The following is a 23,723-nucleotide window of genomic DNA, read 5'->3' as shown; positions in this document are numbered from 1 at the left end:
GTCCCTGATGGCCGCCGAGCTCACCGTTCCCCAGCTGTCCGCCAAGCACCGGACGACCCTCGACCAGGCGCTGGCCGCCATCCGCAGCCGCGCCTACTGGTCACCGCACCCCGAACACCCCAAGGCGTACGGCGAGACCGCGCCGGCCGACGGGCTCGCCGCCTTCCAGTCGCTGAACGGCACCCGGCTCGACCTCGGCCAGCCCGGCACCGACGGCTGGACCGGCGGCGAGGTGTCCCCGTACGGCCCGGAGCTGGGCGTGGAGTACCCGCACGCCGACCTGGACGTGCTGCTGCCCGCGATGCGGGAGGGGATGGGCGCCTGGCGGGACGCCGGCCCCGAGGTGCGCGCCCTGGTCTGCATCGAGATCCTGTCCCGGATCAGCGCGCGGACGCACGAGTTCGCGCACGCGGTCATGCACACCAGCGGCCAGGCGTTCATGATGGCGTTCCAGGCGGGCGGCCCCCACGCCCAGGACCGCGGCCTGGAGGCGGTGGCGTACGCGTACGAGGAGCAGACCCGCGTCCCCGGCCGCGCCGACTGGTCCAAGCCGCAGGGCAAGAAGGACCCGCTGGAGCTGGGCAAGACCTTCACGGCCGTCCCGCGCGGCATCGCGCTCGTGATCGGCTGCAACACCTTCCCGACCTGGAACGGCTACCCGGGCCTGTTCGCCTCCCTGGCCACGGGCAACGCGGTGCTGGTCAAGCCGCACCCGCGGGCCGTGCTACCGCTGGCGCTCACCGTCCAGGTCGCCCGCGAGGTCCTCGCCGAGAGCGGCTTCGACCCGAACCTGGTGGCGCTGGCGGCCGAGCGTCCGGGGGAGGGCATCGCCAAGACCCTCGCCGTCCGGCCCGAGGTCAAGCTGATCGACTACACCGGGTCGACGGAGTTCGGCGACTGGCTGGAGGCCAACGCCCGCCAGGCGCAGGTCTACACGGAGAAGGCCGGCGTCAACACGGTCGTCATCGACTCCACCGACAACTACAAGGGGATGCTCGCCAACCTGGCCTTCTCGCTGTCCCTCTACAGCGGCCAGATGTGCACCACCCCGCAGAACCTGCTGATCCCGCGGGACGGCATCGCCACGGACGCCGGCCACAAGACGTACGACGAGGTCGTCGCCGACCTCGCGGCCTCCGTAGGCGGCCTGCTGGGCGACGACGCCCGGGCCAATGCGCTGCTCGGCGCGCTGGTCAACCCGGACGTCAAGACCCGACTGGAGGCGGCGGCCGCCCTCGGCGAGGTCGCCCTGCCCTCCCGCGAGGTCGTGAACCCGGAGTTCCCGGACGCGGTGGTGCGCACCCCGGTGATGGTGAAGCTGGACGGCTCCAAGCCGGACGCGGAGGCCCCCTACTTCTCGGAATGCTTCGGCCCGGTGTCCTTCGCGGTGGCGGTCGACTCGACCGCGGACGCGCTGGAGCTGCTGCGCCGCACGGTGCGGGAGAAGGGCGCGATGACGGTGGGCGCGTACACGACGTCCGCGCACACCGAGCGGGCGATCGAGGAGGTCTGCCTGGAGGAGTCGGCGCAGCTCTCGCTGAACCTCACCGGCGGGGTCTACGTCAACCAGACCGCGGCCTTCTCGGACTTCCACGGCTCGGGCGGCAACCCGGCGGCGAACGCGGCCCTGTGCGACGGGGCGTTCGTCGCGAACCGCTTCCGCGTGGTGGAGGTCCGCCGCCAGGCCTAGGCGGTGCCGGGGTGCGGCCCGCCCGGGTGCGGGCCGCCCCAGTGGAAGAGGGTCATGGCCACGCTGGTGGCCAGGTTGTAGCTGGACACCTGCGGCCGCATCGGCAGGGACACCAAGTGGTCGGCGCGGGCGCGCAGCTCGGGCGAGATGCCGTGGCGTTCGGAGCCGAAGGCGAGCAGGGCGTCGTCCGGGAGGGTGAGGGCGCGGATGTCCTCGCCCTCCGGGTCCAGTGCGTAGACGGGACCGTGCGGCAGGGTCTCGATCTCCACCCGGTCGACGGTGGTGGCGTAGTGCAGCCCGGCGCCGGCCCGGACCACGTTCGGGTGCCAGGGGTCGAGGTCGCCGCGGGTCACCACTCCGGTGGCGCCGAAGCCGGCGGCGAGTCGTACGACGGCGCCGACGTTGCCGAGGTTGCGGGGGTTGTCCAGCACGACGACGGGCGCGCTGCGCGGCATCCGCTCCAGCCTGGCCCGCCCTTCGGCCCGGTCCGGCCTGACCGCCAGCGCCGCGACGCCGGTGGGGTGGATGCGGGTCAGCAGCGTCCGCAGCTCCGCCCCGCGCACCAGCCGCGCCACGTCGGCCTCCACGTCCGGAGCCAGCTCGGCGGCGAGCGCCCGTACCGCCTCGGGCTCGTCGGCGACGGCGGCCACCACGCGGGCCCCGAACCGCAGGGCGTGCTTCAGCGCGTGGAACCCGTCGAGGAGCACCACGTCCTCCCGCTCGACGGCTTCCCGCCACTCCCGCGCCGTCTGCTCCCGCTCACTCATACCGCCGACCCTAAGGCCCCGCCGGAGCGGTCACGGGACCGCCGTCGGCGGGAGCCGGGACGGGACCGCCCTCCGCCGGAGCCGGGACGGGACCGCCGTCGGCCGGGCCCGTCCGCGGAGCTCCGTCTCTCCGCGCGGCCAGCACGAGCCCGGCGGCCCGGCCGCCCAGCCACACCAGGAACCCCGTAGGCAGGAACACCGCGTCCGCGGCGATCATCGCCATCGAGAAGAACGGCAGCCCCAGCAGCACCGCGATCCCGGCGTGCTCCAGCATCATCAACGCCAGCAGCACGTTCTTGATCCGCCGGTTGAACACCGTGAACGGGAAGGCGACCTGCACCACCACCGTTCCGTACGACAGCAGCATCACCACCAGCCCGCTGCCCGCCACCAGCGAGGACAGCCCCGGCCACGGACTGAAGTAGTCCAGCCCGAGCGGGTAGTACAGCGCGGTCCCGTCCTGCCACCGCGACCCCTGGACCTTGTACCAGCCCGCCGTCGCATAGATCAGGCAGACCTCCGCCATGACCACCAGCATCCCGGCGTTGTGCAGCACGTTCGCCAGGACGTCCAGGACCGCCCGGCCCTCTCCCTGCGGCTCGTACCGGTCCACCATCCACCACACCGCGGCCAGCACCCACAGGGCCGCGAAGACCGCGAGCCAGCCGTAGCCGAACCCCGCCGTCACCGCCCCGTACGCGAACCCCGCGCCCAGCACGGCCCACAACGCGGGGCCGGCCGCCCCCGCCGTCGCCGAGCCCCTGCGCCGCGCCCTGCGCGCGTCCAGCGACCACACCTGCGCGCACCGGGTCAGCACCAGGTACATCGCCATCAGGTGGATGACGTTGTCCCCGCCGTCGCCCATGAACACGCTGCGGTTCTGCAGGGACAGCACCCCCACCATGAACAGCGGGGACATCGCCCGCGTCCGCCAGCCCAGCAGCAACAGCGCGCTCGCCAGCACGGCCACCGCGTACACGGCCTCGAACCACACCGCCGAGTCCGACCACATCAGCACCGTGAAGGCCCGGTTCGAGTCGGTCAGGCGGCGCGCCAGCTCCCAGCTCCAGGGCCCGTCCGGCCCGTAGAGCTCGTGCCGGTGGGGGAACTCCCGCAACAGGAAGAACAGCCACGTCGCGGAGAAGCCGATGCGGACCACCGCGCTCTGGTACGGGCCCAGCGCCCGCCCCGTGACCTGCGCGAGCAACCGCCCGGCGGCGGCCCGCGCCGCCCGGCCGGCCGCGACCGGGCGCCTCACACCGTCCACCACGGCAACTCCCGGTAGTACGTCTGCGTGTCCGTCGTCTCGTCGCTCCACTGCGGCGCGGCCACCGCCCGCGTCGCCGAGCGCAGCTGGATGCGTACGATCTCGCCGCCCGCCGCCCCGCCTCCGGGGGGCCCGGGGGTGGTCAGCCGCTCCAGCACGATCCGCCGCAGGTACTGCTCCGAGAGCTCCCCGTGCTCGCCGGACGGCTTCTCCTCCTCGTCGTGGGAGCTGGTGTAGAAGTCCCAGGCCCGGCGCAGCTCGTTCTGCCGCGTGTGGCTCGGCAGCAGACGGTGCCGGATGGCCGCGCCGTCCTCGGCGGACAGGTCGCGCCAGCTGCCGGTGACCACCTCGCCGCCGGCCGTCCGCATCTGCGCGCGGACCTCGACGGCGATGTTCTGCTGGAGCGGGTTGGGGGCGAAGAGCTTCCAGTTCTGCTCGAACTCGGGATAGATCCAGTCGTCGATCGCCTCCGCGTGCCGCTTGCTCAGGGTGTTGGCGGGGGCGACGTGCAGGAAGACCAGGGCCAGGTGTGCGCAGGCGGCGAGGCCGACGACCGCCAGCACGAGCGCCGCGAGGACCCGGTAGGGGGCGGACAGCCCGGCGATCCCGCCGGCCCGCGCCGGAGCCGGGTCGGGGGACGGGTCGGGGCGCGCTGCGCCCGGGGAATCGCCCGGCGGGGCGACCGGCGGAACGGTCTGTTCCGCGGCCTCGCGCTCGTTCGAAACCATCCCGCCCCGTCCATCCGGCGACCACACGGTTGACCCCAGAGGTTGACACCCTACGGGCCCTCGTCTCACCATTGAAGAGGACGAACCGAACGATCGGTCGGTCGGGCGGTCAACGAAAACACTGGCAGGGGGCCGGGATGGTGGCAGTGACCCCGGAAACGGGGCAGGACACGAGCCTCGGGGCTGACCTCGGGGCACAGCTCGCGGCGGCCTTCGACGCGGCCGTGGCCGCGGACGAGCGCGTGGAGCCGCGCGACTGGATGCCCGAGGAGTACCGGGCCTCGCTCGTACGCCAGATGGCCCAGCACGCCCACTCCGAGATCATCGGCATGCAGCCGGAGGCCAACTGGATCACCCGGGCGCCCTCGCTGCGCCGCAAGGCCATCCTGATGGCCAAGGTCCAGGACGAGGCGGGGCACGGGCTGTACCTCTACAGCGCCGCCGAAACCCTCGGCACCAGCCGCGACGAGCTGCTCGACAAGCTCCACTCGGGTCGGCAGAAGTACTCCTCGATCTTCAACTACCCCACCCTGACCTGGGCCGACGTCGGTGCGATCGGCTGGCTCGTGGACGGGGCGGCGATCACGAACCAGGTGCCGATCTGCCGCTGCTCGTACGGGCCGTACGCGCGCGCCATGGTCCGGATCTGCAAGGAGGAGTCCTTCCACCAGCGCCAGGGCTTCGAGCTCCTCATGACCCTCTCCAAGGGCACCGAGGCGCAGCACGCCATGGCGCAGGACGCGGTCGACCGCTGGTGGTGGCCCTCCCTGATGATGTTCGGCCCGCCCGACGACGAGTCGGCGCACTCCGCGCAGTCGATGGCGTGGCGGATCAAGCGGCACTCCAATGACGAGCTGCGCCAGCGCTTCGTGGACATCGCCGTGCCGCAGGCCGAGGCGCTGGGCCTGACCTTGCCCGACCCGGACCTCAAGTGGAACGAGGAGCGCGGGCACTACGACTTCGGCCCGATCGACTGGGCCGAGTTCTGGGACGTGCTGAAGGGCAACGGCCCGTGCAACGAACAGCGGATCGGCCAGCGGCGCCGGGCCCACGAGGAAGGCGCATGGGTCCGCGAGGCGGCCGCGGCGTACGCGCGCAAGCACGCGCCGCAGCCCGAGGGCCGGAGCGTGACCCCGGACGGGAACGCGAAGCAGAACGTGAACGAGGAGGCAGGGGTATGACGCAGAACTGGCCACTGTGGGAGGTGTTCGTGCGCTCGCGCCGCGGTCTCTCGCACACGCACGCGGGCAGCCTGCACGCCCCCGACGCGGAGATGGCCCTGCGCAATGCCCGCGATCTCTACACCCGGCGCGGCGAGGGCATCTCGATCTGGGTGGTGCCCTCCACCGAGATCACCGCCTCCTCGCCCGACGAGCGGGACCCGTTCTTCGAGCCGTCCGCCGACAAGCCGTACCGGCACCCCACCTTCTATGACATCCCCGAGGGGGTGAGCCACCTGTGACCAGCACCGATGTCACCCAGGCGGCCGCCCTCGCGCTCGGGGACGACGCGCTGATCCTCTCCCACCGCCTCGGCGAGTGGGCCGGCCACGCCCCCGTCCTGGAGGAGGAGGTCGCCCTTGCCAACATCGCGCTCGACCTGCTCGGCCAGGCCCGCGTGCTGCTGTCCACGGCCGGGGACGAGGACGAGCTCGCCTTCCTGCGCGAGGAGCGGTCCTTCCGCAACCTCCAGCTGGTCGAGCAGCCGAACGGCGACTTCGCCCACACCATCGCCCGGCAGCTGTACTTCTCCCTCTACCAGCACGAGCTCTACGCGGTGCTCGCCGCCGGGGACGGCCCGTTCGCCCCCCTCGCGGCCAAGGCCGTCAAGGAGACCGCCTACCACCGCGACCACGCCGAGCAGTGGACCCTGCGCCTCGGCGACGGGACCGAGGAGAGCCACCGCCGGATCCGGGCGGCCCTGGACGGGCTGTGGAAGTACACCGGCGAGCCGTTCCAGCCGGTGGAGGGGCTCGACGGGGTGGACTGGACCGCCTTGGAGAACCGCTGGCTCACCGCACTGGGCGACGTACTGGAGCGGGCCGGGCTCGCACTCCCCGAGGGCCCGCGCACCGGGGCCTGGGCGGCCGGAGCGGGCCGCGAGGGCCTGCACACGGAGCCGTTCGGCAGGCTGGTCGCCGAGATGCAGCACCTGCACCGCAGCCACCCGGGGGCGTCATGGTGACGGATCCGGCGCAGACCGCCGCCGCGCACGAGGGCACGACCCGCCTGGAGGCGGAGCTGGCCGAGCTCGCCGGCTCCGTCCCGGACCCGGAGCTGCCCGTCCTCACCCTCGCCGAGCTCGGCGTGCTGCGCGGGGTGCGGGTGCAGGAGGACGGCCACGTCGAGGTCACCCTCACCCCCACCTACACCGGCTGCCCCGCCATCGAGGCCATGTCCGCCGACATCGAGCGGGTCCTGACCGGCCACGGCATGGCGGACGTCCGGGTGCGCACCGTCCTCTCCCCCGCCTGGTCGACCGACGACATCAGCGCCGAAGGCCGCCGCAAGCTCGCCGAGTTCGGCATCGCCCCGCCCCGCCCGCACGCGGCGGGCGGGCCGGTCCCGCTGACCCTCTCGGTCCGCTGCCCCCACTGCGGCTCGACCGACACCGAGCTGCTCAGCCGGTTCTCCTCCACCGCATGCAAGGCGCTGCGCCGCTGCACCGCCTGCCGTGAACCGTTCGACCACTTCAAGGAGCTGTAGATGGCCGAGTCCACGCCGTCGCCCGCGCCGACGTCCGCTGCGGTGGCCCCGCGCCCCGCGCGCCACGGCGCCTTCCACCGGCTGACGGTGGCGGCGGTCGACCGGCTCACCGACGACTCGGTGGCACTGACCCTGGAGGTACCGCAGGAGCTGCGCGCCGAGTACCGGCACGCCCCCGGCCAGCACCTCACCCTGCGCCGCAGCACCCCCGAGGGCGTGGAGATCCGCCGTACCTACTCCATCTGCTCGCCCGCACCGGAGGCGGGCGGTCCGGGCCCCGCCCATCTGCGGGTCGGCGTGCGGCTGGTGGAGGGCGGCGAGTTCTCCACCTTCGCGCACAAGGAGGTCGCGGCCGGGGACGTGCTCGATGTCATGGTCCCGGCCGGCCGGTTCGTCCTGGAGCCCGCCGCCGCCCCGGCGGCGGGGCACTATGCGGCGATCGTCGGCGGCAGCGGGATCACGCCGGTGCTGTCGATCGCGGCCTCGCTGCTGGCGGCGCGTCCCGACGCCCGGTTCTGCCTGGTCCGCAGCGACCGTACGGCGGCTTCGACGATGTTCCTGGAGGAGGTCGCCGACCTCAAGGACCGCTACCCGGACCGGTTCCAGCTGGTGACGGTCCTGTCCCGGGAGGAGCAGGAGGCCGGCCTGCCGTCCGGGCGCCTGGACGAGGAGCGGCTGAAGTCGCTGCTGCCCGCCCTGCTGCCGGTCGCGGAGGTGACGGGCTGGTTCCTCTGCGGTCCGTACGGGCTGGTGCTCGGCGCGGAGCAGGCGCTGGGCGCGCTCGGGGTCGCACGGACCCGGATCCACGAGGAGGTCTTCCACGTCGAGGACGCCACGGTCCCCGCTCCCGCGGCGGCGTCCGCGGCCGCGGTGGCTTCCGGCGGGCAGGTCACCGCCCGCCTCGACGGCCGCTCCGGCACCTGGCCGGTCCGGGACGGGGAATCCCTGCTGGACGCGGTCCTGCGCAACCGCGCCGACGCCCCGTACGCCTGCAAGGGCGGGGTGTGCGGCACCTGCCGGGCCTTCGTGGTGCGGGGCGAGGTCCGGATGGACCGGAACTTCGCGCTGGAGTCGGAGGAGACGGAGGCCGGGTTCGTGCTGGCCTGCCAGTCGCACCCGGTGACGGACGAGGTGGAGATCGACTTCGACCGCTGACCGCTGACCGCTGTCCGGACCGCTTCGGGGGCTGCCGGTCCCGCCCCTGGGCAATTCCGGGAACCTGTTCTATCTTGACGCTCCGTCAGATCAGAACGGGTTCCGGTGCGCGCGGGAGGACAGGCAGTGGACTTCACCTTCACCGAGGAGCAGCAGGCCGCCGTCGAGGCGGCCAAGGCCGTCTTCACGGATGTCGCCCCGGACAGCGTGCCCAGCCCCGCGCTCACCCCCGGGGCGGTCGCCGACGATTTCGACCGGCCCCTGTGGGCCAAGCTCGCCGCATCGGATCTGCTGGGCCTGGTGCTGGCCGAGGAGCACGGCGGGGCCGGACTCGACACCATCGCCCTGTGCCTGGTGCTGCGCGAGGCGGCAAAGGTGCTGGCCCGGGTGCCGCTCCTGGAGCACTGCGCCACCGCCATGGCCGTCCAGGCCCACGGCAGCCCCGCACTGGCCGCCGCCCTACTGCCCGGCGCCGGGCGCGGAAGCCTGGTCCTCACCGCCGCCGCCCACGGCCGCAGCGGGCACGACCCGGCCGAACTCGCCGTCACCGCCCGCCGCGAGGGCAGCAGCGGGTGGGTCCTCGACGGCGTACAGACCGCGGTCCCTTGGGCGCAGAGCGCCGACTGGATCGGTGTACCGGCCCACACCGGCGACGGGGAGGCCGTCCTCGCGCTCGTCCCCCGTACCGCCGAAGGCCTCACCCTGGCCGACCAGTTCTCCACCAGCGGGGAGCGCCTCGCCGAACTGGCCCTGCACGGGGTGCGGGTGCCCGGGACCCACCTCATCGAGACCCCGGAGGCCTGGGAGCGCCTCCGCCGGCTGCTCACCACGGGCACCTGTGCGCTGGCGCTGGGCCTCGGCGAGCGCGTCCTCGCCATGACCGGCGAATACACCGGCAAACGCGAGCAGTTCGGCTTCCCGGTGGCCACCTTCCAGGCCGTGGCCGTCCAGGCTGCCGACCGCTACATCGACCTGCGCGCCATGGAGGTCACCCTCTGGCAGGCCGCCTGGCGGCTCGACGCGGCGACCGGCGCAGCGGGCGGCCCGCTGCCCAGCGACGGCGATGTGGCGGTCGCCAAGATATGGGCCGCGGAGGGGGTGCGCCGGGTCGTACAGACGGCACAGCACCTGCACGGCGGCTTCGGCGCCGACACCGACTATCCCCTGCACCGCTACCACGCCTGGGCCAAACAGCTGGAGCTCCAGCTCGGCCCGGCCGCAGCGCACGAGGAGGCGCTGGGCGACCTCCTGGCCGCCCACCCCCTCGCCTGAGGTTCCGGCAGCCCCGCTAGAGCACGAAGGCCGGGTTACCGCTGGTGGAGACCATCGGGCGCCCGGCACCGTCCCAGGCCTGCATCCCGCCGTCGACGTTGACCGCGTCGATGCCCTGGCGCACCAGGTACTGGGTCACCTGCGCGGAGCGCCCGCCGACCCGGCACATCACGTGCACCCGGCGGCCGTCCTCGACGACCTCCGCCAGCTCACCGAAGCGGGCGACGAAGTCGCTCATCGGGATGTGCAGAGCGCCTTCCACATGCCCGGCAGCCCATTCGTCGTCCTCGCGGACATCCAGCACAAAGCCTTCGGCGGGCACCGCGGCGGCGTCCACCGAGGGAAGCGGCCCGAAGTTCATACGTCGCCTTCTCTCATCACGGATCTCCCACCCAACCTAGCGGACACCGCCCCCGGCACAGGGCCCCGCAGCACCCGCATCGGGAGATCACCGGGCGGCAAGGGCCTCAAGCTCTGCCTCGCGCTCGGCGACCTGCCCGAGCAACTGCTCGGCGATCTCCTCCAGCAGCCGGTCGGGATCCTCCGGTGCCATCCTCAGCATCGAGCCGATCGCGCTGTCCTCCAGCTCCCGGGCGACCGCCGCCAAGAGCTCCTTGCGCTGCGCCAGCCACTCCAGCCGGGCGTAGAGCTCCTCGCTCTCGTTCAGCCGCCGTACGGCCTCCGGCACCGGACCCGCCGCCCACTCCTCGGCCAGCGCCCGCAGCACCTGCTCGTCACCGCGTCCGTACGCCGCATTGACCCGCGCGATGAACGCGTCGCGCCGCTCCCGCTCGGCCTCGTCCTGCGCAAGGTCGGGATGCGCCTGGCGGACCAGCTCACGGTAGAGCCGGCGTACCTCTTCCGAAGGCCGCACCCGCTCCGGCGGCCGCACCGGCCGTTCGGTGAGCATCGCGGAGGCGTCGTCGGACATGCCCTCGGAGTCCAGCCAGTCGTGGAACAGCTCGTCCACGCCCGGCATCGGCATCACCAGCGACCGCGCCTCCCGCGCCCGCCGCAGGTCCTCGGCATCGCCGCTGCGCGCCGCCTTCGCCTCGGCGATCAGCGCGTCCAGTTCGTCGAGCCGCGAGTACATCGGGCCGAGCTTCTGGTGGTGCAGGCGGGAGAAGTTCTCCACCTCCACCCGGAAGGTCTCCACCGCGATCTCGAACTCGATCAGCGCCTGCTCGGCGGCCCGTACGGCCCGCTCCAGGCGGGCCTCGGGACGTTCGTCGTCGCCGGGGACGGTCTCTTCGGTCTGCTGCTCGCTCACCCGGCCAGCCTAAGCCCGGTCCGCCCGGGGCCGATGTTCCACGTGAACCCGGTTTCCCGCGCCCTCACCCGCTCTCGCACGGTTTCACGTGAAACATCTCTCCCCGGCCGCGGAGGGACTCAGACCCCGGCCTCCGCTGCGATGCGCCCGCTGCGCACCGCAGCGACCAGCACCGCGTGGTCGGCCTCGCTCCGGTCCGCGTAGGCCACCGCGAACGCGGCCATGGCCTCGTCCAGCTCGTCGTTCTTGCCGCAGTACCCGGCGAGCAGCCGCGGATCGGCGCTGTGGGCGTGCGCGCGGGCCAGCAGGGCACCGGTCATGCGCCCGTAGTCGTCGATCTGGTCGGCGGCCAGCGCCGCCGGGTCCACGCTGCCCTTGCGGTTGCGGAACTGCCGCACCTGGTAGGGCCGCCCCTCCACCGTGGTCCAGCCCAGCAGGATGTCGGAGACCACCTGCATCCGCTTCTGGCCGGCCACCACCCGGCGGCCCTCGTGCTCCTCGGCGGGGGAGACGAAGCCCAGCGCCGGCAGGTACGGCAGCAGGACCGAAGGCCGGGCCTCCTTCACCTGGAGCACCAGCGGCTCGCCCCGGTGGTCGAGCAGCAGCACCACGTACGAGCGGGTCCCGACACTGCCGGTGCCCACCACCCGGAAGGCCACGTCGTGGATCGCGTACCGGGCGAGCAGCGGCAGCCGGTCGCCCTGGAGCGTGTGCAGGTACGGGCCCAGCGAGGCCGCGACGGCCGCCGCCTCGTGGTCGCCGACCCTGCGCAGCACCGGCAGGGCGTCGACGAAGCGCCGGCCCCCGTCGGGACCGATCTCGGTCGACTTGGCGGCGAACCGGGCCGAAGTGTTGTTGCGGGCCTTCTCCGAGACCCGCTCCAGGGTGCCCAGCAGATCCCGCGCATCGGTGTGCGAGACGAGCTCCTCGTCCGCAATGGCGTTCCAGGCGTCCAGGGCCGGCAGCTTGGCCAGCAGCCGCATGGTCCGGCGGTACGCGCCCACAGCGTCCAGCGCCGCGGCCCGGCAGGTGTCCTCGTCCGCGCCGGCCACCCGCCCGGCCAGCACCAAGGAGGTCGCCAGCCGCTTCAGGTCCCACTCCCAGGGGCCGAACACGGTCTCGTCGAAGTCGTTGAGGTCGATGACGAGCCGGCCGCGCGCATCCCCGTACAGCCCGAAGTTCGCCGCGTGCGCGTCACCGCAGATCTGCGCGCCGACGCCGGTCACCGGCCCGCCGGACAGGTCGTGTGCCATGAGCCCGGCCGAGCCGCGCAGGAACGCGAAGGGGTTCGCCGCCATCCGGCCCACCCGTATCGGCGCCAGCTCGGGGACCCGCCCGACGTTGGACTCCTCCACCGCGCGCACCGCGTCCGGCCGCCCGGCCGGAGCCTCGAAGTGTGCGTGGGCCGATCGCGGTACCCGGGCGCGCAGCGCCTTGCCCGCCTCCTTGGGCGACCCGGCGACCACCCGGGGCGCGAACCCCTCGACGGCGGGTATCCGCCTGCCACCCGCCGGTGCCGGTGCCGGCGCCACCGCTCTCGCCGCCGCTGCCGCCACCGCGAGCTCGTCCATCACAGCCGCCATGCCCTGCCGACCCCCACCCTCGTGTTCCCGGCCAACACCGCCTGCATGATGGCCAACATCATCAATGCGGCCCGACGGTACCTAGAGCCCGGCGTCCCTGGCCAGCAGGGCGGCCTGTACCCGGTTCTCGCAGCCCAGCTTCGCCAGGATCCGGCTCACGTAGGTCTTCACCGTCGCCTCGCTCATGTGGAGGCGCCGGCCGGCGTCCGCGTTCGACAGCCCTTCCCCGAGCAGCGCCAGCACCCCGCGCTCGCGCTCGCTCAGCCCGGCGACCCGTGCCCTCGCCTCCGCGGGGGAGATCCCGTGCCGGGCCTCGCCGCGCACCGGGTCGTGCCCGGCGGCGAGCTGGTCCACCACGTGCCGGGTCGCCCCGGGCGAGAGGTACGCGTCGCCGTTCGCGGCGGCCCGGACCGCGCCGATCAGCTCGCCGGGTGCCGAATCCTTGAGCAGGAAGCCCGCGCCGCCCTGCCGGAGCGCTCGCAGCACGTTCTCCTTCTCCCCGAACGTGGTGAGGATCAGCGCCCGTACCTCGGGAGCCGCCCGCCGCAGCTCGTCGAGCGCGCTCAGCCCGTCCATCACCGGCATCTGGATGTCCAGCAGCACGACGTCCGGCGCGTGTCCGCGGGCCAGCTCGACGGCCTCGCGGCCGTTCGCCGCCTCCGCCACGACCTCGATGTCCGACGCGGAGGTCAGGATCATCCTGATCCCGGCCCGGATCAGCGGCTCGTCGTCCGCGATCACCACTCGGATCGCCTTGGCTGTCATCCGTGCTCCTACTGCTTGACCTCGTACGCCTGCTTGTCGACGAGCTTGCCGCCCTGGAAGCAGAACCGGAAAACGGTATCGGTGGACAGACCCGAGTCCTCGCTCGACAGCAGCGCCAGGCACTGCGCCCCCTGCGGCCGGTCCGGGCCCCGGCGTTCCATGCCGTTGGTCAGGAAGCCGTCACCCTCAGGCAGCCGGGCGCGAACCGCCTCCTCCGACTCGCCCACCTGCACCCGGTCGTACTCGGCCCTGCTGATCATCGACTCGTTCACCGAGCCCACGAGCAGCACCATGACCGCCCCGACCACGATCACCAGCAGCACCACCGCCGCCACCGCTATCCCGCAGCCGAGCGCCATCCCACCGGTCCGGCTGCGCCGGCGTACGGCCAGTTCCCGGTCCACCGCCGCCCAGTCCATCGGCGGCCCGCCCGCGTGCCCGGGCACCTGCGCCTGCGCCTGCGCCTGCGCCTGCTGCCCGAAGTCGTCGGCGACCACCTCCGCCCCGGCCGGCTCCGCCCCGTAGGGCAGCACCCCGGCCACCCGGAAGCCACCGTCCTCGGTCGCGCCCGCGTGCACCATCCCGCCGACGAGCCGCGCCCGCTCCCGCAACCCCGTCAGCCCCTGCCCGCCCGAGACCACCTCGCCGGGCCCCGTCCCCGGCCCCGGCCCGTTGGCGATCTCCACCACCAGCGAGTCGTCCTCGTACCGCAGCTCCACCGAGATCGACGACCCAGAAGCGTGCTTGTACGCGTTCGTCAGCGCCTCCTGCACGATCCGGTACGCCGCGTGGTCACACGCGGCGACCAGCGGCCTCGGCTGCCCCGACGTGGTCATCCGTACGTCGGTCCCCGCGCTGCGCGCCGCATCGACGATCCCCGCGATCCCCGCCACACCCCGCGCCGCGGGCTGCGCCTCCTCCACGGGAGCCGGAGCCTCCACCCCGTCACGCAGGATCCCGACCACCTCGCGCAGCTCGTGCATGGCCGCGACCGAGGCCTGCCGCAGCACCCCCACCGCCTCCCGCTGCCGGTCGGTGAGCGCCGGATCCACCTCCAGGGCACCGGTGTGCACGGAGATCAGCGCGAGCTGGTGGCCCAGGCTGTCGTGCATGTCCTGGGCGATGCGCTGGCGCTCCCGCAGCCGGGCCTGCCCGGCTACCATCGCCCGCTCCCGCATCAGTTGGGCGTTGCGTTCCTGGAGCGCCCGCAGCAGGGTCCGGCGCTGCGACCAGTACCGGCTGGCCAGACCCGGCATCACCGTCGTCGCCAGGAACATCAGCGTAGAGAAGACGATCACCAGCACGGGTCGCATCTGCGCCCACTGCTGCACCACGCTGAGCCCGACCTCTGCGAGGAAGGCCGCGGTGAAGGCCCCCAGCGCCCGGCCCACACCGATGATCCGGCGCCCGGCCGACCAGCCCAGCAGGCTCGTGACCAGCAGCGTCCCGGGCAGGAACGGGGACACTGCCGCGCCCACCACCAAGGTCGCCACGGGCAGTCGGCGCCGCAGCAGCGTCAGCGCCACCACGACCCCGGCGCTGGCCAGCATCCGCCGCACACCGCCGTGGTCGAGCTCCTCCACCCCCAGGCCGAGCAGCGCCAGCAGCCCGGCGATCGCCAGGTCCCCCGCCAGCATCCGCCGGGTCCAGGGCTCGGGCCCCCTCAGCCAGTCCCAGCCGGCCCGCGCTCTCGCCTTCGCATCCACGCGCCCGACCCTAGACACCGCCGTCCGACCCGGACACCTCTCTTTCGTCGCGGGCCCGCCGACGAAAGTCGTCCGGATGAGACCCACCTCACACCGGAGAACACGCCAACTCGGCGCCCGGCGCCCATGATCGGCGCCCCGGGCCGTCCGGCCGGGGTCAACCACCGCAGCCACAGCGGTGGATGACAGGTGACCGGCATGACGGAAGGAAAGAAAAAATCTCGGCCGGCCCCTGCGGGAACACCACGGGAACGCCACGCCAAGGAACGGGAACGCCAAAGCGAAACGGCCGTCACCGCTTTCGCGATGACGACCGTTTCGTCGATGTGGGCGAGGGGGGATTTGAACCCCCACGTCCCGAAGGACACTGGCACCTGAAGCCAGCGCGTCTGCCGTTCCGCCACTCGCCCGAGCAGCGTCCCAGTGGTTCTTCCCTTTCGGGCCGTTCCCCTGGCGACGTCGAAACATTAGCACGTCGCAGGGGGTGGAATCACATCGCTTTCCCCGCGCTCCCCGGCCCCTCCCCGACAGGCCCCTCCCGCACCGCACTCCCGGTGCGGGACACTGTCCCCCGGGCGCCCCTACGATCCCTTGTGAGGACCAACACTCCTGCACACAGGACCTGTGGGGAACCAGCCGAATCCGCCACGCGTGGATACGATCAGTAAGCAGTACAGGGCGACAACGACGGAGGAGGTGCCCCATGGGAGTCCTGAAGCGTTTCGAGCAGCGACTCGAAGGTCTGGTGAACGGCACCTTCGCCAAGGTGTTCAAGTCCGAGGTCCAGCCCGTCGAGATCGCCGGCGCCCTCCAGCGGGAGTGCGACAACAACGCCACGATCTGGAACCGCGAGCGGACGGTCGTTCCCAACGACTTCATCGTCGAGCTCAGCACCGGTGACTACGAACGCCTCAGCCCGTACTCCGGCCAGCTCGGCGACGAGCTCGCGGGCCTCGTCCGCGACTACGCCAAGCAGCAGCGCTACAGCTTCATGGGCCCGATCAAGGTGCACCTGGAGAAGGCCGAGGACCTCGACACCGGTCTCTACCGGGTCCGCAGCCGCACCCTCGCCTCCAGCACCTCCCAGCCGCAGCCCCAGGCTCCCGCGGGCCCCCAGGGGCAGCAGGGCGGCTACGGATACCCGCCGGTCGCCGCTCCGCCCATGCCCGCAGGGCCGCCCCCGGGCCCGCCCGTGCGCCGGCCGGCCGGCAGCGGGCCGGCCCCGGCCGGCGGCGGCTCCCGGCGCCACTGGATCGAGATCAACGGCACCCGCCACCAGATTTCCCGCCCCACGCTCGTCCTCGGTCGAAGCACCGAGGCCGACGTGCGGATCGACGACCCCGGCGTATCCCGCCGGCACTGTGAGATCCGGACCGGAACGCCCTCGACGATCCAGGATCTCGGGTCCACCAACGGCATCGTGGTGGACGGGCAGCACACCACCCGCGCTACGCTCCGCGACGGCTCGCGGATCGTCGTGGGCAGCACCACCATCATTTACCGGCAAGCCGAAGGGTGAAGCGGGGGCAATGTCAGAGCTGACCCTGACGGTCATGCGGTTGGGTTTCCTGGCCGTTCTGTGGCTGTTCGTCATCGTGGCCGTCCAGGTCATCCGCAGCGACCTGTTCGGGACGCGCGTCACGCAGCGCGGCTCCCGCCGCGGCGGTGCCACCGGCGCCCCGCAGCAGGGCGGCCGCCAGCAGGCCGCGCCCCCGCAGCAGCGACAGCGCCGCGGAGCGCCCACCAAGCTCGTGGTCTCCGAGGGCACCCTCACCGGCACGACGGTGGCCCTCGCCGGGCAGACGATCACGCTGGGCCGCGCCCACGACTCCACGATCGTGCTGGACGACGACTACGCCTCCAGCCGCCATGCCAGGATCTACCCCGACCGTGACGGCCAGTGGATCGTCGAGGATCTCGGGTCCACCAACGGCACGTATCTCGACCGGACCCGGCTGACCACCCCGACGCCCATTCCGCCGGGCGCCCCGATCCGCATCGGCAAGACCGTCATCGAGCTGCGGAAGTAGTACGAGAATGAGCGAGCGGAGCGAGCGAGCCGCGGCAGTCCGTCCCCACCGGGAAACGGACCCGAGCGCGCTCCCGACCGGAGGGTGGGCAGTGTGGCTCGAGACCGGTTGTACCCGGAGTCAGCGGCGACAGGGCAGGTGCACATGAGTCTGTCCCTGCGGTTCGCCGCCGGATCCCACAAGGGCATGATCCGGGAGGGCAACGAGGACTCCGGCTATGCCGGCCCCCGTCTCCTCGCGGTCGCCGACGGCATGGGCGGCCAAGCAGCAGGCGAGGTCGCCAGCTCCGAGGTGATCTCCTCGCTCGTGCAGCTCGACGACGACGTCCCGGGCTCCGACATCCTGACCTCCCTCGCCACCGCCGTGCAGCGCGCCAACGACCAGCTGCGCGTGATGGTCGAGGAGGACGCCCAGCTCGAAGGCATGGGCACCACCCTGACCGCCCTCCTGTGGACGGGCCAGCGCCTCGGCCTCGTGCACGTCGGCGACTCCCGCGCCTACCTGCTCCGCGACGGCGTCCTCACCCAGATCACCCAGGACCACACCTGGGTGCAGCGGCTCGTCGACGAGGGCCGCATCACCGAAGAGGAAGCCACCACCCACCCGCAGCGCTCCCTGCTGATGCGCGCGCTGGGCAGCGGCGACACCGTCGAGCCCGACCTCTCGATCCGCGAGGTCCGCGCCGGCGACCGCTACCTGATCTGCTCCGACGGGCTCTCCGGCGTGGTCTCCCACCAGACCCTGGAGGAGACCCTCGCCGACTACCACGGCCCGCACGAGACCGTGCAGGCCCTGATCCAGCTCGCCCTGCGCGGCGGCGGACCCGACAACATCACCTGCATCGTCGCCGACGTCCTCGACACCGACAGCGGGGACACCCTCGCCGCCCAGCTGAGCGACACCCCGGTCGTCGTCGGCGCGGTCGCCGAGAACCAGCACCAGCTCTTCGACGGCGGCAACGCCATGCAGACCCCGGCCGGCCGCGCCGCGGGTCTGGGCCGCCAGGTTCCCCCGCCCGCCGGTGCCTTCGGGCCCCCGGGCAGCGGCGAGGCCCCCGGCTACGGATACCCCGACCAGAGCCAGGGGGGCGGCGCGTACGGCAACTTCGGCGAACCCGACCCGTACGACGACGAGGCCCGCTTCGACGACACGTACGACAACCCCCGCAGGCGCCGCAGCAAAGGGCGCAAGTGGACCACCCGCACGTTGATCCTGCTGCTGGTGGCCGGGGTCGTCGGCGGCGGTCTCTACGCCGCCCACCGGTGGACCCAGACGCAGTACTACCTCGGCGTCAAGGACAACCACGTCGCACTGTTCCGCGGCATCAGCCAGAAGCTCGGCCCGCTGGAGCTCTCCCAGGTGGAGACCGACCGCCCCGAGATCGAACTGAAGTACCTGCCGCCCTTCAAGCGCAAGCAGGTCGAGGCCACCATCAGCGAAAGCAGCCTCGCCAACGCCCGCCAGAAGATCGACGAACTCGGCGTCCAGGTCTCGGCCTGCAAGAAGGACGAGGAGCGCCGGAACGCCGAGGCGCAGAACAGCCAGACACCCGGCCCCAGCCTGACTGCCGCAGAGCAGCAGCTGGTAGGCCAGTGCGAAAAGCAGTAGTCACCCGCGGGCACAGGGGGCCTGCCACACCATGAGCGTTGTCACCAACACGACCACCATCGGCGCCATCGAGCTGCCGAGCCGGCGGAACACCGAGCTCCTGCTGCTCTGTTTCGCCGTGGTCATCCCGATCTTCGCCTACGCCAACGTGGGCCTGTCGATCCACGGCGAGCTGCCGCCCGGCATGGTCGCCTACGGCGGCGGCCTCGCCGTCCTCGCCGGCATCGCCCACCTCGTCGTACGGCGCTACGCCAAGTACGCCGACCCGCTGCTGCTGCCGATCGCCACCCTCCTGAACGGGCTCGGCTGCGTCCTGATCTGGCGGCTCGACCAGTCGCAGCGGCTCCAGAACCTGGCCAAGCGGCAGTTCGGCACGTTCTCCGAGTCAGCGCCCCGCCAGATGATGTACACGGCGCTGGCCATCGCCCTGTTCGTCGCCGTGCTGCTGCTGCTCAAGGACCACCGCACCCTCCAGCGGTTCACGTACATCTCCATGGCCGCCGCCCTGGTGCTGCTGATCCTCCCGGTGATCCCGGGGCTGGGCGCGGACGTCTTCGGCGCCAAGATCTGGATCAGCGTCGCCGGCTTCTCCATCCAGCCCGGCGAGTTCGCGAAGATCGTGATCGCGATCTTCTTCGCCGGCTACCTGATGGTGAAGCGCGACGCCCTGGCCCTGGCCAGCCGCCGCTTCATGGGCCTCTACCTGCCGCGCGGCCGCGACCTCGGCCCGATCCTGATGATCTGGGCGATGAGCCTGCTCGTCCTGGTCTTCGAGAACGACCTCGGCACCTCGCTGCTCTTCTTCGGCATGTTCGTGATCATGCTGTACGTGGCCACGGAGCGCACCAGCTGGATCGTCATCGGCCTGCTCATGAGCGTCGGCGGCGCGGCTGTCGTCGGCGCCACCGCCAGCCACGTCAAGGCCCGTGTCACCGCCTGGCTCGACCCCTTCGCCTGCTACTCCAAGTCGGGCGCCTGCGAGCAGGTCGGCCAGTCGATCATGAGCTTCGGTTCCGGCGGTGTCCTCGGCACCGGCTGGGGCCAGGGCAACTCCGACCTCATCGGCTTCGCCGCCAACTCCGACTTCATCTTCTCCACCGTCGGCGAAGAGCTCGGCCTCGCCGGGGTCATGGCCTTCCTGCTGCTCTACGGCCTGATCATCGAGCGCGGCGTACGCACCGCCCTCGCCGCCCGCGACCCCTTCGGCAAGCTGTTCGCGATCGGCCTCTCCGGCGCCTTCGCCCTCCAGATCTTCGTCGTCGCCGGCGGAGTCATGGGCCTGATCCCGCTCACCGGCATGACCATGCCCTTCCTCGCGTCCGGCGGCTCCTCCGTCCTCGCCAACTGGGCCCTCATCGGGATCCTCATCCGGATCAGCGACACCGCACGCCGCCCCGCACCGGCCCCGGCACCGTCCCCCGACTCCGAGATGACCCAGGTGGTCCGCCCGTCATGAACAAGCCCCTGCGCCGCATCTCGATCTTCTGCGGGCTGCTCATCCTCGCGCTGCTGATCCGGACCAACTGGCTCCAGTACGTCCAGGCTCAGGAGCTCAGCACCCGCAAGGAGAACCGCCGGGTCCAGATCGCCCAGTACGCGACCCAGCGCGGCAACATCATCGTCGCCGGCGGGCAGGCCATCACGGGTTCCGCCGTCACCAACGGCAGCGACTACAAGTACAAGCGGACCTACGCCGACGGCGCCCTGTGGGCACCGGTGACGGGCTACGCCTCCCAGGCGTTCGGCTCCACCCAGCTCGAATCGCTCGAAGACCAGATCCTCACCGGCAACGACGACCGGCTCTTCTTCGACCGCACCATCGGCATGTTCACCGGCGAGAAGAAGGCCGGCGGCAACGTCGTCACCACGCTGATGCCCGAGGTGCAGAAGGCCGCGTACGAGAATCTCGACACGCGCAAGGGCGCCGTCGCGGCGATCGACCCGCGCACCGGCGCCATCCTCGCCCTGGTCAGCACCCCCTCGTACGACCCCTCCACCTTCGCCGGCAACTCCAAGACGGACGAGAAGGCCTGGGTCGCCCTGAAGGACAGCGAGGACAAGCAGCTCGTCAACCGCGCCCTGCGCGAAACCTACCCGCCCGGCTCCACCTTCAAGGTGGTCACCTCCGCGGCGGCCCTGGAGAACGGCGTCGTCACCGACATCAACGCGCCGACGGACACCCCCGAGCCGTACATCCTCCCGGGCACCAAGACCCCGATGGTCAACCACGCCAGCGGATGCGAGAAGGCCAGCCTCAACGAGGCGCTGCGGGTCTCCTGCAACTCCGTCTTCGCCAACTTGGGCGACAAGGTGGGGCGGGACAACATGGTGAAGACCGCCGAGAAGTTCGGCTTCAACAACGACAAGATCGACACCCCGGTCCGCGCGTTCGCCAGCGTCTACGACAAGACGATGGGCAGGGACGGCAACGCCCAGAGCGCCATCGGCCAGTTCAACACCGCGGCCACCCCGCTCCAGATGGCCATGGTCACCGCCGCCATCGCCAACGACGGCAAGCTGATGAAGCCGTACATGGTCGACCAGCTGACGGCGCCCAACCTCGACGTGATCGAGAAGCACGAGCCGCAGGAGATGAGCCGGCCGCTCTCCGCCGCCAACGCGCAGAAGATCCAGCAGATGATGGTCAACGTCGTCGAGAAGGGCACCGGGGCCAACGCCAAGATCAAGAACGTCACCGTCGGCGGCAAGACCGGCACCGCCCAGCACGGCGAGAAGAACGCCAAGCGTCCGTACGCCTGGTTCATCTCCTACGCCGAGAACCCGGACGGCACGTCCCCCGTCGCCGTCGCCGTCGTCATCGAGGACAGCAGCGCCGACCGCGAGGACATCAGCGGCGGCGGGCTCGCCGCCCCGGTCGCCAAGGCCGTGATGGAAGCCGTACTGAAGAACAAGGGCTGACGCGCACGTGACCCAGACCACTGTTCCCGCCCGGATCCGAGCGTACGGTACCGGTCCGGTATCAGGCTGTGGTCACGAACCGATCACCGACGATCGGCCGGTAGCCTTTGCGCGAACAGCACACCGCCGGACCACACACGGGTGCGGTCGGGACTGACGGAGAGGGCTGCAACGTTATGGAAGAGCCGCGTCGCCTCGGCGGCCGGTACGAGCTGAGCCACGTGCTCGGCCGCGGTGGCATGGCCGAGGTCTACCTCGCCCACGACACCCGGCTCGGCCGTACCGTCGCCGTCAAGACCCTGCGCGCCGACCTCGCCCGCGACCCGTCCTTCCAGGCCCGGTTCCGACGCGAGGCCCAGTCGGCCGCCTCGCTCAACCACCCGGCGATCGTCGCGGTCTACGACACCGGCGAGGACTACGTCGACAACATCTCCATCCCGTACATCGTGATGGAGTACGTCGACGGCTCGACCCTGCGCGAGCTGCTGCACTCGGGCCGCAAGCTGCTGCCCGAGCGCACCCTGGAAATGACCATCGGCATCCTCCAGGCCCTTGAGTACTCGCACCGCGCCGGCATCGTGCACCGTGACATCAAGCCCGCCAACGTCATGCTCACGCGCACGGGCCAGGTCAAGGTCATGGACTTCGGCATCGCCCGCGCCATGGGCGACTCCGGCATGACCATGACCCAGACCGCGGCCGTCATCGGCACCGCCCAGTACCTCTCCCCGGAGCAGGCCAAGGGCGAGCAGGTCGACGCGCGCTCCGACCTCTACTCCGCGGGCTGCCTGCTGTACGAGCTGCTCTGCGTCCGGCCGCCGTTCATCGGCGACTCCCCGGTCGCCGTGGCGTACCAGCACGTGCGGGAAGAGCCCCAGCCGCCGTCGAACTTCGACCCCGAGATCACGCCCGAGATGGACGCGATCGTGCTGAAGGCCCTGGTCAAGGACCCGGACTACCGCTACCAGTCGGCCGACGAGATGCGCGCCGACATCGAGGCCTGCCTTGAGGGCCAGCCCGTTGCCGCGACCGCCGCCATGGGCGCCGCCGGCTACGGCTACCCCGACCAGGGCCACGGCTACGGCCACCCCGGCTACGACCAGCCCACCACCGCCCTGCGCGCCGCCGATTCCGGCGGCCAGACCTCCATGCTCCCGCCGATGCCCCCGGGCGACGGCGGATACGGGTACGGGGACCAGGGGCACGGCGGCTACGACCAGGGCCACGGCCGCCGCCAGAAGAAGAGCCGGGCCTCCACCATCCTGCTCGTCACGGCCGGCATCCTCGTGCTGGTCGGCGCGATCCTCATCGGCCGCTCCCTCTTCAGTGGCGGCGCCGACAACCGGCCCAACGTGCCGAGGCTCATCGGCCAGACCTTCGAGCAGGCGCAGAAGAGCGCCGACAATGTCGAGCTCAAGGTCGCGAAGGGACCGGACGAGCCCTGCGAGGACCAGCCCAAGGGCAACGTCTGCAAGCAGGACCCGGCGCCGGACACCAAGGTCGACAAGGGCTCCACGATCACGCTCACGATCTCCTCGGGCGCCCCCAGCGTGCCCATGATCAACGTGCTCAACCTGCAGTTCGACGAGGCGGAGAAGGCCCTCAAGGACAAGGGCTTCCAGGTCGAGCGGAAGAACCAGGAGTCCGACCGCCCGGCCGGCATCGTCCTCGACCAGAACCCCAAGAGCGGCCAGCAGGCCCAGAAGGGCTCCCTGGTCACCCTGACCGTCGCCAAGGAGCAGACCAAGGCCGAGGTCCCCAGCCTCCTCGGGAAGACCAAGGAGGAGGCGGTCAAGCTCCTCAACGACGCCAAGCTCAAGCTGGGCAGCACCACGGAGGTCGACTCCCCCGGCGCCCCGCCGAAGACGATCGTCCAGCAGCAGTACCAGCCGGGGGAGCAGGTCGCCCCGGGCACCACGGTCAACGTCTCCATCGCCAAGGCCTCGCAGCAGACCCAGGTCCCGCAGCTGGCCACCCATACGGTCGCCCAGGCCAAGGCCGAACTCGCCGCCAGGGGCCTGACCTTCGGCCGGGTGCTGGGCCCGACGGACGACAACGCGATCATCATCGCCAGCGACCCGCCCGCGAACACGCCCGTTCCGACGGGCACGGTCGTCAACGTCCAGACGATCGCCAACCAGCAGGGCGGCCAGCAAGGCGGCATCTTCGGCGGTCTCACCGGCGGCCGCCGCTAGCCGCCTGCCGCAGCCGCAGCCGCAGCCGCGAAGCATGGACGGGGCCCGGCTCCTCTCACCGAG

At 71.9% G+C, this 23,723-nt stretch carries 21 protein-coding genes and 1 tRNA gene; 13 read left to right on the top strand and 9 right to left on the bottom strand.

All coding sequences use genetic code 11. The annotated features are described in order from the left end of the window. Window positions 1–7 precede the first annotated feature (7 nt). Entirely contained in the window at window positions 8–1,690 is a 1,683-nt protein-coding gene (gene paaN / locus AC0666_RS07840; RefSeq protein ID WP_468966005.1) for a phenylacetic acid degradation protein PaaN, read from the top strand. On the opposite strand, the gene AC0666_RS07835 is transcribed toward paaN, so the two are convergent. Genes AC0666_RS07835 through AC0666_RS07825 form a run of 3 tightly spaced genes read right to left on the bottom strand, consistent with a single transcriptional unit; the run spans window position 1,687 to window position 4,452 of the window. After that, window positions 1,687–2,457 carry a TrmH family RNA methyltransferase gene (locus AC0666_RS07835; RefSeq protein ID WP_468583189.1) on the bottom strand — a complete coding sequence of 257 codons (771 nt, stop codon included), beginning with the start codon at window positions 2,455–2,457 and terminating at the stop codon, window positions 1,687–1,689. The two genes, paaN and AC0666_RS07835, sit on opposite strands and share 4 nt — an antisense overlap. 10 nt (window positions 2,458–2,467) lie before the next feature. Continuing rightward, complete coding sequence (locus AC0666_RS07830; protein WP_478707360.1) at window positions 2,468–3,715, bottom strand: HTTM domain-containing protein; 1,248 nt, start codon at window positions 3,713–3,715, stop codon at window positions 2,468–2,470. After that, entirely contained in the window at window positions 3,712–4,452 is a 741-nt protein-coding gene (locus AC0666_RS07825) for a DUF5819 family protein (RefSeq protein ID WP_468966009.1), read from the bottom strand. Before AC0666_RS07825 ends, AC0666_RS07830 begins: the two co-directional genes overlap by 4 nt. Window positions 4,453–4,589: 137 nt before the next feature. On the opposite strand from AC0666_RS07825, the gene paaA reads away from it, so the two are divergent. The 6 genes from paaA (at window position 4,590) to AC0666_RS07795 (ending at window position 9,584) form a co-directional block, all read left to right on the top strand. After that, entirely contained in the window at window positions 4,590–5,633 is a 1,044-nt protein-coding gene (paaA, locus tag AC0666_RS07820) for a 1,2-phenylacetyl-CoA epoxidase subunit PaaA (protein WP_468966012.1), read from the top strand. Continuing rightward, window positions 5,630–5,914: a 1,2-phenylacetyl-CoA epoxidase subunit PaaB gene (paaB, locus tag AC0666_RS07815; protein ID WP_356845677.1), complete on the top strand. Its 285-nt coding sequence runs from the start codon at window positions 5,630–5,632 to the stop codon at window positions 5,912–5,914. The genes paaA and paaB overlap by 4 nt, the downstream gene beginning before the upstream one ends. Then, window positions 5,911–6,636, top strand: coding sequence for a 1,2-phenylacetyl-CoA epoxidase subunit PaaC (gene paaC, locus AC0666_RS07810; protein ID WP_468966015.1), 726 nt, complete (start codon window positions 5,911–5,913; stop codon window positions 6,634–6,636). The genes paaB and paaC overlap by 4 nt, the downstream gene beginning before the upstream one ends. Continuing rightward, window positions 6,630–7,157, top strand: coding sequence for a 1,2-phenylacetyl-CoA epoxidase subunit PaaD (gene paaD / locus AC0666_RS07805; protein WP_361714615.1), 528 nt, complete (start codon window positions 6,630–6,632; stop codon window positions 7,155–7,157). The genes paaC and paaD overlap by 7 nt, the downstream gene beginning before the upstream one ends. Beyond that, on the top strand, window positions 7,158–8,312 hold the full coding sequence (paaE, locus tag AC0666_RS07800; protein ID WP_478707265.1) for a 1,2-phenylacetyl-CoA epoxidase subunit PaaE: 1,155 nt from the start codon (window positions 7,158–7,160) through the stop codon (window positions 8,310–8,312). Between the two features lie 126 nt (window positions 8,313–8,438). Continuing rightward, a complete protein-coding gene (locus AC0666_RS07795) occupies window positions 8,439–9,584 on the top strand; it encodes an acyl-CoA dehydrogenase family protein (RefSeq protein WP_478707264.1) in 1,146 nt (381 codons plus the stop codon). A 16-nt stretch (window positions 9,585–9,600) separates the two neighbouring features. Here the strand turns inward: AC0666_RS07795 and AC0666_RS07790 are convergent, their stop codons facing one another. The 6 genes from AC0666_RS07790 to AC0666_RS07765 form a co-directional block, all read right to left on the bottom strand. Then, window positions 9,601–9,945 carry a rhodanese-like domain-containing protein gene (locus AC0666_RS07790; protein ID WP_468583196.1) on the bottom strand — a complete coding sequence of 115 codons (345 nt, stop codon included), beginning with the start codon at window positions 9,943–9,945 and terminating at the stop codon, window positions 9,601–9,603. 87 nt (window positions 9,946–10,032) lie between these two features. Beyond that, window positions 10,033–10,854 carry a J domain-containing protein gene (locus AC0666_RS07785; RefSeq protein ID WP_469154593.1) on the bottom strand — a complete coding sequence of 274 codons (822 nt, stop codon included), beginning with the start codon at window positions 10,852–10,854 and terminating at the stop codon, window positions 10,033–10,035. A 119-nt stretch (window positions 10,855–10,973) separates the two neighbouring features. Next, the gene (locus AC0666_RS07780) at window positions 10,974–12,437 is read right to left on the bottom strand and encodes a DUF2252 domain-containing protein (protein ID WP_478707263.1); all 1,464 of its coding nucleotides are present in this window, start codon (window positions 12,435–12,437) and stop codon (window positions 10,974–10,976) included. An 81-nt stretch (window positions 12,438–12,518) separates the two neighbouring features. Then, a complete protein-coding gene (locus AC0666_RS07775; RefSeq protein ID WP_468966030.1) occupies window positions 12,519–13,202 on the bottom strand; it encodes a response regulator in 684 nt (227 codons plus the stop codon). An 8-nt stretch (window positions 13,203–13,210) separates the two neighbouring features. Continuing rightward, window positions 13,211–14,908 (bottom strand): sensor histidine kinase, encoded by a 1,698-nt coding sequence (locus AC0666_RS07770; RefSeq protein ID WP_468966033.1) that lies wholly within the window; start codon window positions 14,906–14,908, stop codon window positions 13,211–13,213. Window positions 14,909–15,235: 327 nt separating this feature from the next. Next, window positions 15,236–15,318, bottom strand: a tRNA-Leu gene (locus AC0666_RS07765). A 293-nt stretch (window positions 15,319–15,611) separates the two neighbouring features. On the opposite strand from AC0666_RS07765, the gene AC0666_RS07760 reads away from it, so the two are divergent. From AC0666_RS07760 to pknB, 6 genes are all read left to right on the top strand, one after another. After that, window positions 15,612–16,427, top strand: coding sequence for an FhaA domain-containing protein (locus AC0666_RS07760; RefSeq protein ID WP_468583202.1), 816 nt, complete (start codon window positions 15,612–15,614; stop codon window positions 16,425–16,427). 10 nt (window positions 16,428–16,437) lie between these two features. Beyond that, window positions 16,438–16,938 (top strand): FHA domain-containing protein FhaB/FipA, encoded by a 501-nt coding sequence (locus AC0666_RS07755; RefSeq protein WP_468583203.1) that lies wholly within the window; start codon window positions 16,438–16,440, stop codon window positions 16,936–16,938. Window positions 16,939–17,082: 144 nt separating this feature from the next. Then, window positions 17,083–18,546, top strand: a complete 1,464-nt coding sequence (locus AC0666_RS07750) for a Stp1/IreP family PP2C-type Ser/Thr phosphatase (RefSeq protein ID WP_468966041.1) — start codon at window positions 17,083–17,085, stop codon at window positions 18,544–18,546. Between the two features lie 31 nt (window positions 18,547–18,577). Then, window positions 18,578–20,002 carry an FtsW/RodA/SpoVE family cell cycle protein gene (locus AC0666_RS07745; protein ID WP_468583206.1) on the top strand — a complete coding sequence of 475 codons (1,425 nt, stop codon included), beginning with the start codon at window positions 18,578–18,580 and terminating at the stop codon, window positions 20,000–20,002. After that, on the top strand, window positions 19,999–21,465 hold the full coding sequence (locus AC0666_RS07740) for a peptidoglycan D,D-transpeptidase FtsI family protein (protein WP_478707262.1): 1,467 nt from the start codon (window positions 19,999–20,001) through the stop codon (window positions 21,463–21,465). The genes AC0666_RS07745 and AC0666_RS07740 overlap by 4 nt, the downstream gene beginning before the upstream one ends. 176 nt (window positions 21,466–21,641) lie before the next feature. Beyond that, the gene (pknB, locus tag AC0666_RS07735) at window positions 21,642–23,660 is read left to right on the top strand and encodes a Stk1 family PASTA domain-containing Ser/Thr kinase (protein ID WP_468966049.1); all 2,019 of its coding nucleotides are present in this window, start codon (window positions 21,642–21,644) and stop codon (window positions 23,658–23,660) included. The last annotated feature ends 63 nt before the right edge of the window (window positions 23,661–23,723 follow it).

It is taken from the genome of Streptomyces sp. NPDC043680 (assembly GCF_056436685.1).
This window is presented reverse-complemented; position numbering and strand designations above follow the sequence as displayed.

Bases quoted from the DNA above. Each gene is read 5' to 3' on its own strand.
- paaN (WP_468966005.1), top strand. From the start codon at position 8: ATGGCCGCCGAGCTCACCGTTCCCCAGCTGTCCGCCAAGCACCGGACG.
- AC0666_RS07835 (WP_468583189.1), bottom strand. From the start codon at position 2,457: ATGAGTGAGCGGGAGCAGACGGCGCGGGAGTGGCGGGAAGCCGTCGAG.
- AC0666_RS07825 (WP_468966009.1), bottom strand. From the start codon at position 4,452: ATGGTTTCGAACGAGCGCGAGGCCGCGGAACAGACCGTTCCGCCGGTC.
- paaA (WP_468966012.1), top strand. From the start codon at position 4,590: ATGGTGGCAGTGACCCCGGAAACGGGGCAGGACACGAGCCTCGGGGCT.
- paaB (WP_356845677.1), top strand. From the start codon at position 5,630: ATGACGCAGAACTGGCCACTGTGGGAGGTGTTCGTGCGCTCGCGCCGC.
- paaD (WP_361714615.1), top strand. From the start codon at position 6,630: ATGGTGACGGATCCGGCGCAGACCGCCGCCGCGCACGAGGGCACGACC.
- paaE (WP_478707265.1), top strand. From the start codon at position 7,158: ATGGCCGAGTCCACGCCGTCGCCCGCGCCGACGTCCGCTGCGGTGGCC.
- AC0666_RS07790 (WP_468583196.1), bottom strand. From the start codon at position 9,945: ATGAACTTCGGGCCGCTTCCCTCGGTGGACGCCGCCGCGGTGCCCGCC.
- AC0666_RS07780 (WP_478707263.1), bottom strand. From the start codon at position 12,437: ATGGCGGCTGTGATGGACGAGCTCGCGGTGGCGGCAGCGGCGGCGAGA.
- AC0666_RS07775 (WP_468966030.1), bottom strand. From the start codon at position 13,202: ATGACAGCCAAGGCGATCCGAGTGGTGATCGCGGACGACGAGCCGCTG.
- AC0666_RS07760 (WP_468583202.1), top strand. From the start codon at position 15,612: ATGGGAGTCCTGAAGCGTTTCGAGCAGCGACTCGAAGGTCTGGTGAAC.
- AC0666_RS07755 (WP_468583203.1), top strand. From the start codon at position 16,438: ATGTCAGAGCTGACCCTGACGGTCATGCGGTTGGGTTTCCTGGCCGTT.
- AC0666_RS07750 (WP_468966041.1), top strand. From the start codon at position 17,083: ATGAGTCTGTCCCTGCGGTTCGCCGCCGGATCCCACAAGGGCATGATC.
- AC0666_RS07745 (WP_468583206.1), top strand. From the start codon at position 18,578: ATGAGCGTTGTCACCAACACGACCACCATCGGCGCCATCGAGCTGCCG.
- AC0666_RS07740 (WP_478707262.1), top strand. From the start codon at position 19,999: ATGAACAAGCCCCTGCGCCGCATCTCGATCTTCTGCGGGCTGCTCATC.
- pknB (WP_468966049.1), top strand. From the start codon at position 21,642: ATGGAAGAGCCGCGTCGCCTCGGCGGCCGGTACGAGCTGAGCCACGTG.